The following is a 14,889-nucleotide window of genomic DNA, read 5'->3' as shown; positions in this document are numbered from 1 at the left end:
CCATCCAGTGCCTCCCTATGCCGCCTGAGTCTGGGCTTGCGTCGGCGCGATCCGGAACCAGGTCTCCACGTTCGCGCCGTGGATATCCCCGATATCCCGCTGCAGCACATCCATGAAGGCATGCAGGCCGTCTTCCGCGATCAGCTCCTCCACATGCGCACTGGAGGCGTGGCGGCGCGCCTGGATCACCAGGCGCAGCGGCAGTTCGTTGCGTGGCAGCTTCTCCAGCGCATCCTGCACCTGAGTCAGGGCGTGGGTCACCGAACGCGGGAAGGCGGTGTCCTGCAGGAGGAACCGCACCACGTCCACACCGTTGATCCGGCGCTTCACATGCTGGCGGTACATCTGAAAGCCACTCCCCGAGCGCAGGATGCTGGTCCATAGCAGTCCTTCGTAGGGCTCGGGATCCTCGCCGTCCTTTTTCAGGAGTTTGAGTGCGCCCACGTCGACATGCCGGGTGGACATGTCGGCTCGCTCCAGATTGCGCCCCAGGCGGATGAAGTCGTAGGCCGCATCATGACTCATGGTGCCAGCCAGCAGCCCCGTGAGGGTCTGGCAGCGCTGAACCACCTCGGAGAGAAACTCGAAACGGCCGCGCTTGCCGATGCCCTGATCGATATGGTCACGGGCGAACAGGTACAGCTCGTTCATCACCTCCCAGGCCTCGGAGGGAACCAGGTCGCGGGTGGTACGCACGTTCTCGCGCGCCGACCGCAGGGAGTTGAGCACCGAGCTCGGGTTGTCGGCATCCGCCAGCAGGAATTTCACACAATTGCGTTCATCGTCCCGCTGATAGTGATTGTCGAACAGGCCCTCGTTGCCGGTGACCTCCACCAGGCCCTTCCACGACACCTGCACCGATTTCGGCATGTCCAGCGCCAACAGATTGAAGGCCGTGACCATGCGTGCCGTATTCTCGGCGCGCTCGACATAGCGCGCCATCCAGTAAACGCGTTCGGCGACTCTCGAGAGCATCTCAGTTCTCCTCGTCCACGATCCAGGTGTCCTTGCTGCCCCCGCCCTGCGAGGAGTTCACCACCAGCGAGCCCTTGCGCATGGCCACGCGCGTCAGCCCGCCGGCGGTCACGTCGGTGCGCACCCCCTGGAGGATGAACGGGCGCAGGTCCAGATGGCGCGGCTCGATCTCGTCACCGCACAGGGTCGGGGCCACGGACAGATCCAGCGTCGGCTGGGCGATGTAGTTGCGCGGGTCCTTCTTGATCAGCTGGGCAAACTCGGCCCGCTGCTTCTTGGTCGCGTGCGGGCCCACCAGCATGCCGTAACCGCCGGACTCGTTGGCCGGCTTGACCACCAGCTCGTCGAGGTGGTCCAGCACGTAGGCGCGGTCCTTCTCGTTCACACAGAGATAGGTCGGCACGTTGGGGATGATCGGCTCCTGGTCCAGGTAGTAGCGAATGATGTCCGGGACGTAGGCATACATCACCTTGTCGTCGGCCACGCCCGCGCCGGGGGCGTTGGCCAGTCCCACATTGCCCTGGCGCCAGGCGCGCATCAGGCCGGGCACGCCGAGCATCGAGTCGGGGTTGAAGACCTCCGGGTCGAGAAACTCGTCGTCGATGCGGCGGTAGATCACGTCGACGCGCTCCAGGCCGTCGATGGTCCGCATGTAGACGCAGTCGTCGTCCCCGACCACCAGGTCCGCGCCTTCCACCAGCTCGGCGCCCATGCGCTGGGCAAGGAAGGAGTGCTCGAAGTACGCGGAGTTGTAGATGCCGGGGGTCAGCACCGCGATCTCCGGGTAGTCCTGCGGGCGCGGCGAGATCGACGCCAGCATGTCGAACAGCTGGGTGGGGTATTCATCCACCGGCAGGATGCTGGAACTCTCGAACATCTCCGGGAACACGCGCTTGGTGACCTGCCGGTTCTCCAGCATGTAGGAGACCCCGGAAGGCACGCGCAGGTTGTCCTCCAGGACATAGAACTGCCCCGATCCGTCGCGCACCAGGTCGCTGCCGCAGATGTGCGCCCAGACGCCCTGCGGGGGCTTGATCCCGATGCACTGCTCGCGAAAGTTCTTCGACTGGTTCAGCACATAGCGCGGGATCACCTTGTCCTGGAAGATCCGCTGCTCGTTGTAGATGTCGTCGATGAACAGGTTCAGCGCGTTCAGGCGCTGTTCCAGCCCGGCCGAGACTTGGTCCCACTCCTTGCGCGCGATCACCCGGGGAATGATGTCGAACGGCCAGGCGCGGTCGATGTTCTCGCCCTCGGTATAGACCGTGAAGCTGATGCCCATCTCGAGGATCGCACTGTCCGCGGCCTGCTTGCGGCTGTGGATCTCCCCCTCGTCCAGCGAGGCCAGGTATTCCGCCAGCGCCTTGCCCGGCCCGCGCGGCTTGCCGGGCTTATTGATCAGTTCGTCGTACAACGGGGCGGGGTCATAGCGCTTCCAGTCGATGGCCATTCGTCGGGTCCTCTGACGCGGTGGGCGGGGTTCCTCTACAGTAACGCCTTTTCGCGACAACGGGCGAAAGGGCTACAGGCTTTCGTCCACCATGCCCCAACCGAGGTTCCCATGTCCGACGCACTCGAACAACGGCTGATCGAGCTGTACCACCACCCGAAGATCCAGGGCTGCAACTGGCAACCGCGCCTGTTCTGGCAGCCGGCGGCGGACGGCTCCCCCTTTGGCGATCTTCGGGTGGATGGCCGCGAACTCGAGGTCTTCCTCGCGACCCTCATCGGCGAGGCCTCGACCCAACAGGCGGCCCTGGACCGGGAACTGGGCGGGCGGGGCCGCTTCATCGCGGCCAATGCACGGCGCCACGAGCTGCCGCTGTTCACACGCCGCTGACTGCCGGCGCGACTACCACAAACACCGTCATCACCAGGTCCCGCCAGGGGACCGTGACACCAAAGCGCGACGCGCGTTGAACAGCCGCAGGTCGGCCTGAAGGGCGCGCGCAGGGAGGACCCTTCTGACGGAACCCCGGCATTTGTCCCCTCCGGCGTCGGGGCGCTCCATGGAGATCGCCACGGCGCTGCGCGCCTCGCGATGACGGTGCTCGGATCCTCGTCATTGCGAGGTCCCGCAGGGGCCGTGGCAATCTCGTGGTCGGCCCCTGCGCGGCCCTGCATTGACGGCGCTCTGGCGGCGCCCTGCGAGGAACGACGTTCAGGCGGGCTTGCGGAATTCGACCTGCTTCCAGTACCCGAACAGGCTGGCCGGCGCGACCATGCAGGGTTCCTGCCCCGTCACGCGGACGAAGTCCTCGTATTCCATGTCCGGGCGGAAACCGACCGCCTTGGAGAGCGGGCGCAGGCAGCGCTCGAAGCCCCGCAGCAGCCATTGCTGCGAGGCGAAGTGGTTGACCACCAGCAACCGCCCGCCCGGGCGGCAGACCCGCCACATCTCGGCGAACAGGGCATCGGGGTTGGGCACGACGGTCGCCACGTACATCGCCACCACCGCGTCAAAGCTGTTGTCGGCGAAGCCCAGTTGTTCCGCGTCCATCTCGCACAGCCCCGACACAGCGGGAAGGCCGCCGTTCAGGCGGCCCCGGGCCACCTCGAGCATGTCCCGGGAGACGTCGATCCCGACGACCTCGCAGTCGTCCGGATAATCCGGGAGCGAAATGCCGGTCCCGACCCCGACTTCGAGGATGCGCTTGCCGGAGAGCGGTGCCAGGGTTTCCTGCGCACTCGCACGCCCGGTCGCGAACACCCGTCCGAACGTCGCGTCGTAATGCCGTGCGTAGCGCCGGTAACTCTTGCGAATACTGACGAGATCCATGCCCAAGCGTCCCGAATCTGAATGGCCAGGCACCGCGATCCGGTGCCCGTGAACGAAACGAGCCCGATCAGGACTCCGGTTCGACCGCCTTCATGCTCAGGCGAATGCGCCCCTGCTTGTCCACTTCCAGGACGCGCACGGTGACGGAGTCCCCCTCGGAGAGGAAGTCCCCCACGTTCTCGACCCGCTCGTCGGAGATCTGCGAGATATGCACCAGGCCATCGCGACCCGGCAGGATCGAGACGAACGCCCCGAAGTCCATGATCTTCGCGACCTTGCCGGTGTACTGACGCCCGACTTCGATATCCGCGGTCAGCTCCTCGATGCGGCGCTTGGCCTCGAGCCCGGCGGCCTGGTCGGTGGAGGCCACCTTCACGGTACCGTCGTCCTGGATGTCGATGCTCGCGCCGGTCTCCTCGGTCAGGGCGCGGATGGTCGCCCCGCCCTTGCCGATCACGTCGCGGATCTTGTCCGGGTTGATCTTCATGGTGATAAAGCGCGGCGCGTGCGACGACATCTCTTCACGGTGGCGCGGCAGCGCCTCGTTCATGCAGCCGAGGATATGCATCCGGCCCTCGCGGGCCTGGGCCAGCGCCTGCTCCATGATCTCGCGGGTGATCCCGTCGATCTTGATGTCCATCTGCAGCGCGGTGACCCCGTCCAAGGTGCCGGCGACCTTGAAGTCCATATCACCGAGATGGTCCTCGTCGCCCAGGATGTCGGAGAGCACCGCGAAGCGGTCGCCTTCCTTGATCAGACCCATCGCGATGCCCGCGACCGGGGCCTTCAGCGGCACGCCGGCATCCATCAGCGCCAGCGAGGTGCCGCAGACAGAGGCCATCGAGCTGGAGCCGTTGGATTCGGTGATCTCGGAAACCACGCGGATCACGTAGGGGAAGTCGGTCTCGTTCGGCATCACCGCCTGCACCCCGCGCTTGGCGAGGCGCCCGTGGCCGATCTCGCGGCGCTTGGGCGTGCCGACAAAGCCCGTCTCGCCGGTGCAGTAGGGCGGGAAGTTGTAGTGCAGCATGAAGCGGTCGCGGCGCTCGCCTTCCAGGGCGTCAATGACCTGGGCGTCGCGGTCGGTCCCGAGGGTCGCGACCACCAGCGCCTGCGTCTCGCCGCGGGTGAAAACCGCGGAGCCGTGTGCACGCGGCAGCACGCCCGTGTTCACGGTAATCGGGCGCACGGTCTTCGTGTCGCGACCGTCGATGCGCGGGTTGCCGTCCAGGATGCGATCACGCACCAGGCGGTACTCGAGATCGTGGAAAGCGGTCTTCACGTCATCCGCGCTGGGCCCGGATTCTTCCTCGCTGGCCAGCGCCTCCACGGCCTTGCCGCGCAGCTCACCGATGCGCTGGGTGCGCGCCTGCTTCTCGGCGATCTGGTAGGCCTCGACCAACTCGTCGCCAACCACGCCCTTGACCTGATCTTCCAGCGACTCGATGGACACCGGCGGCTCCCAGTCCCAGGCGGGCTTGCCCGCCTCGGAGGCCAGTTCCCGGATCGCCTGGATCGCGGCCTGCATCTGTTCGTGGCCGAACATCACCGCACCCAGCATCGCCTCTTCGGAAAGCTGATTGGCCTCGGACTCCACCATCAGCACGGCGTTTTCGGTGCCGGCCACGACGAGGTCGAGCTCGGATTCATCGAGCGCGCTATAGGTCGGGTTCAGCAGGTACTCGCCGGCACGGTAGCCAACACGCGCGGCGCCAATGGGCCCCGCGAACGGCACGCCGGACAGTGCCAGGGCCGCCGAGGTCCCCAGCATCGCGGGGATGTCGGGATCCACCTCGGGGTTGATCGACATCACCGTCGCGACCACCTGGGTCTCGTTCTTGAAGCCCTCGGGGAACAGCGGACGGATCGGGCGATCGATCAGACGGCAGGTCAGGGTTTCCTTCTCGCTCGGACGCCCTTCGCGTTTGAAGAAACCACCGGGGATCTTGCCGGCCGCGTAGGTGCGTTCCTGGTAGTTCACGGTCAGGGGGAAAAAGTCGCGCCCCGGCTCGGCATCCTTGCGGGCGACCACGGTGACCAGGACCACGGTCTCGGCCATGTTGACAAGGACGGCGCCACTGGCCTGGCGGGCGATGTCACCGGTCTCGAAGGTGACGGTATGGTTTCCGTACTGGAATGACTTCTTGTATGCCACGTTTTTTCCCGTTTCCCGTGTTCTGACGACTGTAATGCCTGAATTCTGGCCTCCGCGACCCGCTTGCGCAGGCCCGAAAGCGAACGGGCCCGCACCAGTGGCGCGGGCCCGTTGTACCGGCCTTAGCGGCGCAGCCCAAGCTCCTTGACCAGGGCCTGATAGCGGTCCTGGTCGTGGCGCTTGAGATAGGTCAGCAGCTTGCGACGCTGGCTGACCATCTTCAGCAGGCCGCGGCGCGAGTGATGATCCTGCTTGTGCTTGTCGAAGTGACCCATCAGATGCTGGATGCGGGCCGTCAGCAGTGCGACCTGGACCTCCGGCGAACCGGTGTCGTTGGCATCGCGCTTGTGCTTCTCGACGATGGCCGATTTTTCTTCGGTAGTGAGCGACATGAAAACCTGACTCCTGAGATTTCTAGACCGTTAATCGACCAGTGGCGCTGGCGATAGGCGCGTAATGGTAGCACGCCGCGCGCCGGCATGAACAGAAAACAACCCGGCCGGTTCAGGCCGCCGGGACGAACAGACGCCGCGCGCGAACCTGCCCCTGGTCGTCGCGCACCCCTACGGCCAGGAACCGCCCATCGGGATCAAACACCCGCACCAGCGGCCAGCCCGTGTCGGCCTCGTTCGGCGCATCGGGCGCTCCCGGCAACGCCCCGATCACCGCCGTGTCGGCCGCCGCGTTGCCATGCCGCATCGCGGCGCTGGCGGCGGCATCCAGGGTCACGGCCGGCCAGTGCGCCAGCGCCGTCTCCGCGGGTTGCAGCAGCGCCTCGATCGCGGGTGCACCACCTGCCTCGAAGGCCGCCTCGATCGCCTCCAGCGAAACCATCGCGGACGCATCGAAGTGACCGTGCCCCACGCGGTGCAGGGTATCCACCGCCGCGCCACAACCCAGTGCATGACCCATGTCGGCGACCAGCGAGCGGATGTAGGTCCCCTTCGAACAGTGCACCTCCAGACGCAGGCGATCCGGCGCCGTCTGCTCGATGTGGAGGGAATGGATCTGCACCGCGCGCGGGGGCCGGTCGACCTCCACGCCCTGGCGGGCGAGTTCGTACAGCCGCCGGCCCTGATGTTTCAGCGCCGAAACCATGGGCGGCACCTGCGCCTGCTCGCCGCTGAAGCGCTGTTCCAGTTCGCGCAGCGTCGCCGGATCGATAGCGGGGACGGCCGCCTCCCGGATCACCGCGCCGTCGAGATCGGCACTGTCCGTCTCCACCCCCAGACGGGCCTCGGCGACGTAGCGTTTGTCGGCATCCAGCAGCCACCCGGAGACCTTGGTCGCCTGGCCGAAGCACAACGGCAGAAGGCCGGTCGCCCGCGGGTCCAGTGCCCCGGTGTGACCGGCCTTCTTCGCCTGCAGCAGATACTTGACCCGGCCCAGCGCCTGGTTGGAACTGCGCCCCCGCGGCTTGTCCAGCAACAGGATGCCGTCGACCTCGCGCCGCTTGCCCGCCATGTGGAAGTCACTCAACCGGAGACGCCCGGGCTCAGGCCCCGCGTTCCGGCCCCCGGTCCGACCCGCGATCTTCCTCGGCCCCGTCGTCCTCGGCCCCGTCATCCACGCCGCCTTCCTCCGGAGAGTCGGAGTCATGCGCGTGATGCGCCCGATCCTCGGCCAGCGCCCGGTCGATCAGGGACGACAGATGGGCGCCACGCTCCGGGGTGTCGTCGTAGACAAAGCGCAGCTGGGGCACCGAGCGCAGCCGCATGCGCTGGCCGAGCGCCCGGCGCAGGAAGCCGGCCGCATTATTCAGCCCTTTCTGCGCCTCCTGGCCCTTCTCGGCACCCTCCAGCTGGGTAAAGAACACCCGGGCGTGAGCGAGATCCCGCGAGACCTCGACACCCGCCAGGGTAATCATCCCCACGCGCGGGTCCTTGACCTCCATGCGGATCAGCTCGGCCAGCTCGCGCTGGATCTGCTCGCCGACCCGATCCGAACGATGGAAGTCGCGGTTTCCAGGCATCAGAGCGTCCGGGCCACCTCGACGCGCTGGAAGACCTCGATCTGGTCACCCGCCTTCACGTCGTTGTAGTTCTTCACCGCGATACCGCACTCGGTACCCGCCTTGACCTCGTTCACGTCTTCCTTGAAGCGACGCAGGCTCTCCAGCTCGCCCTCGTAGATCACGACGTTGTCGCGCAGCACGCGGATCGGGTTGCCGCGCTTGACCGAGCCCTCGACCACCAGGCAGCCCGCGACCTGGCCAAAGCCCGAGGCCTTGAACACGTCGCGCACCTCGGCCAGGCCGATCACCTCTTCGCGGATCTCCGCCGACAACAGGCCGGACAGCGCCTGTTTCACGTCGTCGATGGCCTCGTAGATCACCGAGTAATAGCGCACGTCGATCTCGTTCTCGGCCGCCAGGCGCTTGGCACCCGCATCGGCACGCACGTTGAACGCGATCACGATCGCCTCGGAGGCCATCGCCAGGTTCATGTCGGACTCGGAGATCCCGCCCACACCGGCGGACACCACCTTCACCCGGACCTCGTCGGTCGACAGCTTGACCAGCGACTCGCGCAGCGCCTCGGCCGACCCCTGCACATCCGCCTTGATGAGGATGTTCACGGTGGCGATCTCGCCTTCCTGCATCTGGTTGAAGATGTTCTCCAGCTTGGCTGCCTGCTGCGCGGCCAGCTTGCGCTCGCGCTGCTTGGTGTCACGGTGCTCGGCCACCTCGCGGGCCGTCTTGTCGTCCGCGACTACCAGGACCTCGTCGCCTGCCTCCGGCACGCCGGAGAGGCCGAGGACCTCCACCGGCATCGACGGACCGACTTCCTTCACCGCCGCGCCGGTGTCGTCGAACATGGCCCGCACGCGACCGTACTCCTTGCCCGAAAGCAGGATGTCACCGTGCTTGAGCTTGCCGGACTGCACCAGGATGGTCGCCACCGGGCCACGCCCCTTCTCCAGACGCGATTCGATCACCACGCCACGGGCCGGGCCCTCGTCCGGGGCCTTCAGTTCCATCACCTCGGCCTGCAGGCCCAGGGCCTCCAGCAGTTCGTCGATCCCCTGCCCGGTATGGGCAGAGACGTGGATAAACTGAGTATCGCCGCCCCAGGCCTCCGGGATCACTTCGTGCTGGGACAGCTCGTTCATGACCCGATCCGGTTCGGCCTCCGGCTTGTCGACCTTGTTGACCGCGACGACAACGGGCACGCCAGCCGCCTTCGCATGCTGGATCGCCTCGATGGTCTGCGGCATCACGCCATCATCCGCGGCCACCACCAGGATCACGATATCCGTGGACTGGGCGCCGCGGGCACGCATGGCGGTGAACGCCGCATGCCCCGGCGTATCCAGGAAGGTCACGCCGTCGTGATTGTTCTTCACATGGTAGGCGCCGATGTGCTGGGTAATCCCGCCCGCCTCGCCGGAAGCGACCTTCTCCTTGCGGATGTAGTCCAGCAGCGAGGTCTTGCCGTGGTCGACATGCCCCATCACAGTCACCACCGGCGGGCGCGCCTTGGCCTCGGCGTTCTGCTCGAGACCGGTATCGATCTCGTCCTCGACCGAGGTCTCCTTCGCGGCGATCGGGTTATGCCCCATCTCCTCGACCACCAGCATCGCGGTGTCCTGATCGATGGACTGGTTGATGGTCGCCATCACGCCCATACCCATCAGTGCCTTGATGAGCTGAGGGGCCTTGATCGCCATCGCCTGGGCCAGATCGGCCACGGTAATGGTTTCCGGCACCTCGACATCCCGCACCACCGGCGCGGTGGGTTTGGCGAAACCATGCTTGCTGGTCACCGCCTGGGCCGCGGCGGACTGGGCCTTGCGACCCTCGCCCTTCTTGCGACGGCCACGACGGTCGCCGGCCACGTGAAGTTCCTTGCGGTCATCCTTGCGGCCACCCTTGCGAGCACCCTTGCCGGCCTTGGCATCACCCGCCGGTGCCGCCGGTGCGGCGGCCGGTGCGGCCTGCCGGGCCGCGGCCTCGCGTTCCAGTCGTGCCTGTTCTTCCTTCTCGCGCTTGGCCTCCTGGGCCTCCAGCTCCTTCTGCCGGCGCTTCTGGCGCTCCTCGCGTTCGACGGCCTCCTGCTTGCGGGCCTCGGATGCCTTGCGCTGGGCCTCGCGTTCGGCCTCGACCTGCAGCGCCAGCTGCTCGGTCCGGCTCAGCGGGCGCTTCGGCTTGGCCGACGCCTCGGGCTCCGGTTCCGGCGCGGGCTCTTCGGCCGGGGCCTCCTCGGCGACCTCGGGCTCCGGCTCGGCCGGCGTCTCGGCCTCCGGCTCCTCGACGGGCGGCTCTTCGGCCGCCGGAGTTTCCTCAACCGGGGCCTCGGCAGCCGGCTCTTCCGTCGGGGTGGCGGCACGCGTCTCTTCCGGAGCCTCCGGTGCCGGCGCCTGTTCCTCGGCGGCCGGGGCTTCTTCCACCGGCGCCTCCGGCTGTACCTCGGTCGGCTTGCGTTTCAGCGTGCGCTTCTTGCGAACTTCGACGTTGACCGTCTTGGAACGCCCCTGCCCGGAACTGACCTTGAGGGTCTGCGCCTGGGTACGGCGCTTCAGCGTCACGCGTCCGGATTCGCCACCCTCGCCGTGCGACTGGCGGAGGTGATCGAGCAGCTTGCGCTTTTCCGCGTCGGTGATCGCCGCCTCGGGGCCATCGACCTCGACGCCCGCCTCCTTGAGCTGGACCATGAGGCGGTCAACCGGCGTCCCCACCGATTCCGCGAATTGCTGCACTGTCATTTGCGCCATGGCGCCTACCTCCATTCCAGATTCTTTTCAGGCCAACCGACAGCCTGTGATACGGGGTCGTACGTCGAACGGCCGGGGATCAGTCCCCGGTCTCGAACCACGGGGCGCGCGCCGTCATGATCAGCGCCGACGCCTGCTCCGTATCCAGCCCGGTCATCTCGACCACATCGTCGGATGCCTGCTCCGCCAGGTCCTCCATGGTGCAAACCCCGTGTGACGCCAGCGTGTTCGCCAGTGCCACGGTCATGCCATCCATGTTCAGGAGGTCCTCGGCGGGCTCGAAGCCCTCGCGACCGTCTTCGGCCGCAATGGCCTTGGTCAGAAGCGCATCGCTTGCGCGGTTGCGCAGCTCCTCGACCATGTCCTGGTCGAACTCTTCGATCGCCAGCAGCTCGGCTTCATCCACATAGGCCACCTCGTCCAGGGTCGTAAAGCCCTCCTGCACCAGGATGCCGGCCACTTCCTCGTCGACGTCCAGGGCCCCCATGAAGAACGTGACCAGCTGCTGGGCCTCGGCCTCGCTCTTCTCGGCCGCCTGCTCCTCGGTCATCACGTTCAGCTCCCAGCCGGTCAGCTGGGAGGCCAGGCGGATATTCTGGCCGCCGCGGCCGATGGCCAGGGACAGCTTGTCTTCCTCGACCGCGATATCCATCGACTGCTTGTCCTCGTCGACCACGATCGAAAGAACCTCGGCCGGCGACATCGCGTTGATCACGAACTGCGCCGGGTTTTCGTCCCAGACGATGATGTCGATGCGCTCGCCGGCCAGCTCGTTGGACACCGACTGCACCCGCGAACCGCGCATGCCGACACAGGCCCCGACCGGATCCAGCCGCGGGTCGTTGGAGCGCACCGCAATCTTCGCGCGCATGCCCGGATCCCGGGCCGCGCCCATGATGTCGATGATGTTCTGACCGACCTCGGGCACCTCGAGCTTGAACAGCTCGATCAGGAACTCCGGCGCGGTGCGGCTCAGGATCAGCTGTGGCCCGCGCGCCTCCGGACGGATCTCCTTCAGGAACCCGCGCAGGCGGTCATTGGTGCGTACCGTCTCGCGCGGAATCATGTGTTCACGCGGGATCAGGGCCTCGGCGTTGCTCCCGAGATCCACATAGGTGCCATTGCGGTCGGTCCGCTTGACGATCCCCATCACCAGCGTGCCGACACGATCCTGATATTCCGCGACCACCTTCGCGCGCTCGGCCTCGCGCACCTTCTGCACGATCACCTGCTTCGCGGTCTGGGCCGCAATGCGGCCGAAGTCCACGGCCTCGACCGGCTCCTCGATCACGTCGCCGATCTGGGCGTCCGGGTTCTTCTGCTGGGCATAGGACAGCAGGATCTGGTACTCCGGGGATTCGAACTCCGGGTCCTCGTCGTCCACCACGGTCCAGCGGCGGAAGGCCTCGTAGTCGCCTTCCTCGCGGTCGATGCTCACGCGGACGTCCATCTTGCCGCCGTGGTACTTGCGGGTCGCCATCGCCAGGGCCGATTCCAGGGCGTCGAAGATGATGTCCTTCTCCACTCCCTTCTCGTTCGCCACGGCATCGGCGACCAGCAGGATCTCCTTATTCATGTCTTGCCTCTCCGCACTCGGCAGTCGCCTGCCGATTCAACAAAAGCGTAGCAGCGCCCTGTACGCCAGCCGTCTCTACAGCTGTTCAAGGACACGCGCGTTGTGGATCGCGGCCAGCGGCAGCTCGTAGGCCATGCCGTCCACTTCCACTTCGATCATGGGTTCGTCCACCGACAGCAACACGCCACGGAAATTGCGACGGTCGTGCTCCGGCCACGCAAGGCGCACCTTCACCGGGTGGCCGACGTAGCGCCGGAACTGCTCGGGGGTAAAAAGGGGGCGTTCCACCCCCGGGCTGGATACTTCGAGCGTGTAGTTTCCCTTGAGGGCCTGCTCGACTTCCAGCACAGCACCGACCTGCTCACTGACACGTGCACAGTCATCCACCGTGACGCCATTTTCGCCATCGATGAAGATCCGCACCACGGGTGGTTTGGAGCCGGCGTGATACTCCAGCCCCCACAGCTCCATGCCTTCCCCCTCGACCACCGGGGTTAGCAGCGTGTTCAGTTGTTCAGCCTTCTGCGACAAGGGCGTCTCGATCGACTCCGTCCCGCGGGCGGGACCCAGAAACAAAAAAAGGGCGCCGAACGCCCCTCGTACACCTCTCAAGATGACTGCAGCGAAACATCCGCTGCGAGGCGCGCGGGAGCGCGGCCTTAAGGACGGCGGGCCGACCGCGAGCAGTTGCGACCGGACCATGGGTCCTTAACAAAAAGGCCCCGTACGGGGCCTCTCTGACAATTGGTAGCGGGGGCAGGATTTGAACCTGCGACCTTCGGGTTATGAGCCCGACGAGCTGCCAGACTGCTCCACCCCGCATCCGAGACGCAGAACTATACCAAAGCGACGCCCGGCGCCGCAAGGGTTGCCGGCGATTATTTACCGGGTGCGGCGCTGCCCCGCGCGCAGATGCGGGCGCAGGTCATAGCGCCAGATATAGCCGGGCAACGCGAACATCGCGAACAGCGACAGGGTGATCACGTAGAACTCCCAGCCCTGTGGATGAATGCCGCCAGTCGCCTGGAATTCGAGACCCTTGCCAATGGCGCCGACCAGGAAATACAGCACCAGCCACTCCCCGATCCGGGTCCACGGGCCTTTGGTGCCACTCTCCGGCAGCACCATCAACCCGATGCGTTCACTGAGCCAGGGCAGGTTCGCGCTGATGAAGGCGACGACCACAAACCCCCAGACGAGGGCTTCAAACGGAATCCACTGTGTCACAAGTTACCCGATGATTGCGTAGTGGGTGAGAGACAGCAGCAGCCCCGGGAAAATTCCCAGCAGCAGCACCGCGAGCCCGTTGATGCTGAGCGCGGTGGCCAGTGCGCCGGAGGGCTGCACCGGCTCCTCGGCCCCCTCCTGGGGGTCGTCGAAGAACATCATCTTGACCACACGCAGGTAGTAGAAGGCACCAATGATCGAGAAGATCACCGCAACGATCGCCAGCCAGACGAGCTCGGCGCCCACGGCCGCCTGGATCACCGCCAGCTTGGCGTAGAACCCGACGGTCGGCGGCACACCCGCCATGGAGAACAGCAGCAGCAGCATGATGAACGCGAACCAGGGGTTGCGCTTGGCCAAGCCCTTGAAGTCGTCGATCTGGTCGGCCTCATAGCCCTTGCGCGACAGGAACACGATCATGCCGAAGCCCCCGGCCGCGGTAATCGCGTAGACGATCACATAGAACATCGCCGCGGCGTAACCGCTGTCGGTACCCGCCAGGATGCCCATGAACAGGAAGCCGATATGGGCGATGGTCGAATAGGCGAGCATGCGCTTGATGCTGGTCTGGGCGATCGCGATCACGTTGCCCACCGCCAGCGACAGCACGGCCAGGATGATCAGCATTCCCTGCCAGTCCGCGTGCATCGGACCCATGCCCTCCACCAGCAGGCGCATCAGGAAGGCGAACGCGGCGATCTTCGGCGCGGTGGCGATAAACAGCGTCACCGCGGTGGGCGCACCGTCATACACATCCGGTACCCACATGTGGAACGGCACCGCCCCCAGCTTGAAGGCGATCGCCACGACCAGGAACACCAGGCCGAACACCAGCGGGATGTTCAGGCTCTCGTCGGCGGCCACCAGCTGGGCGGCGATAACGGCGATATCCAGCGAGCCGGTCATGCCGTAGATCATGGACATGCCGTACAGCAGCAGCCCCGAGGCCAGCGCACCCAGCACGAAGTACTTCATCGCCGCCTCGGTGGCGCGCGAGTTGTCGCGCCAGAAGGCGACCAGCGCGTAGGACGCCAGCGACAGCAGTTCCAGGCCCAGGTACAGGGTCAGCAGATTGTGCCCGGAGATCATAATCATCATGCCGAGCACGGCAAACAGGCCCAGCACGTAGAACTCGCCCTTGTGGATGCCGCGTTCCATCAGGTACGGGCGGGAATACAGGAATACCAGGAAACTGGTCACGTACACCGCGACCTTCAGGATGTCCGCCATCGGGTCCTTGACGAAGGTATCCGAGAAGGTCAGGACCGTCTCCGGACCCATCAGCCACAGCGTCAGGCCGGCCGCCGCCACCAGCGTCGCCTGCACCAGGCCGTAGGTGACATCGCGCCGCGAATCCGGCAGGAACGCGTCGATCACCAGGATCAGGCACGCCATCCCGAGCACGAACATCTCGGGCACGGCGGGGAGGAAATTGGGGATCTCGAAATTCATGTCAGGCGTCCC

At 66.0% G+C, this 14,889-nt stretch carries 13 protein-coding genes and 1 tRNA gene; 1 reads left to right on the top strand and 13 read right to left on the bottom strand.

The genetic code is table 11. The features are described 5' to 3' along the window. Positions 1 to 15 precede the first annotated feature (15 nt). Together F627_RS0113015 and F627_RS0113010 are read right to left on the bottom strand one after the other, a co-directional pair. Positions 16 to 975, bottom strand: a complete 960-nt coding sequence (locus F627_RS0113015; protein ID WP_042835265.1) for an alpha-E domain-containing protein — start codon at positions 973 to 975, stop codon at positions 16 to 18. 1 nt (position 976) lies between these two features. Next, positions 977 to 2,425 carry a circularly permuted type 2 ATP-grasp protein gene (locus F627_RS0113010; protein WP_019584292.1) on the bottom strand — a complete coding sequence of 483 codons (1,449 nt, stop codon included), beginning with the start codon at positions 2,423 to 2,425 and terminating at the stop codon, positions 977 to 979. A gap of 111 nt (positions 2,426 to 2,536) precedes the next feature. Here F627_RS0113010 and F627_RS0113005 point away from each other — a divergent pair, with 111 nt between their 5' ends. Further along, positions 2,537 to 2,815, top strand: coding sequence for a hypothetical protein (locus F627_RS0113005; protein ID WP_017941330.1), 279 nt, complete (start codon positions 2,537 to 2,539; stop codon positions 2,813 to 2,815). Positions 2,816 to 3,136: 321 nt separating this feature from the next. On the opposite strand, the gene F627_RS0113000 is transcribed toward F627_RS0113005, so the two are convergent. The 11 genes from F627_RS0113000 to nuoN form a co-directional block, all read right to left on the bottom strand. Next, positions 3,137 to 3,754 carry a class I SAM-dependent methyltransferase gene (locus F627_RS0113000; RefSeq protein WP_019584291.1) on the bottom strand — a complete coding sequence of 206 codons (618 nt, stop codon included), beginning with the start codon at positions 3,752 to 3,754 and terminating at the stop codon, positions 3,137 to 3,139. Positions 3,755 to 3,821: 67 nt separating this feature from the next. Continuing rightward, positions 3,822 to 5,909, bottom strand: a complete 2,088-nt coding sequence (pnp, locus tag F627_RS0112995) for a polyribonucleotide nucleotidyltransferase (RefSeq protein ID WP_019584290.1) — start codon at positions 5,907 to 5,909, stop codon at positions 3,822 to 3,824. A 122-nt stretch (positions 5,910 to 6,031) separates the two neighbouring features. Then, positions 6,032 to 6,301 (bottom strand): 30S ribosomal protein S15, encoded by a 270-nt coding sequence (rpsO, locus tag F627_RS0112990; RefSeq protein WP_017941333.1) that lies wholly within the window; start codon positions 6,299 to 6,301, stop codon positions 6,032 to 6,034. Between the two features lie 112 nt (positions 6,302 to 6,413). Beyond that, positions 6,414 to 7,373: a tRNA pseudouridine(55) synthase TruB gene (truB, locus tag F627_RS0112985; protein ID WP_019584289.1), complete on the bottom strand. Its 960-nt coding sequence runs from the start codon at positions 7,371 to 7,373 to the stop codon at positions 6,414 to 6,416. A gap of 31 nt (positions 7,374 to 7,404) precedes the next feature. Next, positions 7,405 to 7,881 (bottom strand): 30S ribosome-binding factor RbfA, encoded by a 477-nt coding sequence (rbfA, locus tag F627_RS0112980; protein ID WP_019584288.1) that lies wholly within the window; start codon positions 7,879 to 7,881, stop codon positions 7,405 to 7,407. After that, positions 7,881 to 10,637: a translation initiation factor IF-2 gene (gene infB, locus F627_RS0112975; protein ID WP_026332112.1), complete on the bottom strand. Its 2,757-nt coding sequence runs from the start codon at positions 10,635 to 10,637 to the stop codon at positions 7,881 to 7,883. The genes rbfA and infB overlap by 1 nt, the downstream gene beginning before the upstream one ends. Positions 10,638 to 10,701: 64 nt before the next feature. Next, on the bottom strand, positions 10,702 to 12,198 hold the full coding sequence (gene nusA / locus F627_RS0112970; protein ID WP_019584286.1) for a transcription termination factor NusA: 1,497 nt from the start codon (positions 12,196 to 12,198) through the stop codon (positions 10,702 to 10,704). Positions 12,199 to 12,273: 75 nt separating this feature from the next. Further along, a complete protein-coding gene (gene rimP, locus F627_RS0112965; protein WP_019584285.1) occupies positions 12,274 to 12,729 on the bottom strand; it encodes a ribosome maturation factor RimP in 456 nt (151 codons plus the stop codon). A gap of 214 nt (positions 12,730 to 12,943) precedes the next feature. Beyond that, positions 12,944 to 13,020: transfer RNA gene (locus F627_RS0112960), tRNA-Met, on the bottom strand. Positions 13,021 to 13,080: 60 nt separating this feature from the next. Beyond that, on the bottom strand, positions 13,081 to 13,425 hold the full coding sequence (locus F627_RS0112955; protein ID WP_019584284.1) for a DUF2818 family protein: 345 nt from the start codon (positions 13,423 to 13,425) through the stop codon (positions 13,081 to 13,083). Between the two features lie 3 nt (positions 13,426 to 13,428). Then, on the bottom strand, positions 13,429 to 14,877 hold the full coding sequence (gene nuoN, locus F627_RS0112950) for an NADH-quinone oxidoreductase subunit NuoN (RefSeq protein ID WP_019584283.1): 1,449 nt from the start codon (positions 14,875 to 14,877) through the stop codon (positions 13,429 to 13,431). Positions 14,878 to 14,889: the final 12 nt, after the last annotated feature.

Origin of the sequence: Thioalkalivibrio sp. ALE16 (genome assembly GCF_000381305.1) — a bacterium.
Taxonomy (GTDB): Bacteria; Pseudomonadota; Gammaproteobacteria; order Ectothiorhodospirales; family Ectothiorhodospiraceae; genus Thioalkalivibrio.
Note: the sequence above shows the minus strand (reverse complement) of the source record. Positions and strands in the feature narration are given on the sequence as shown.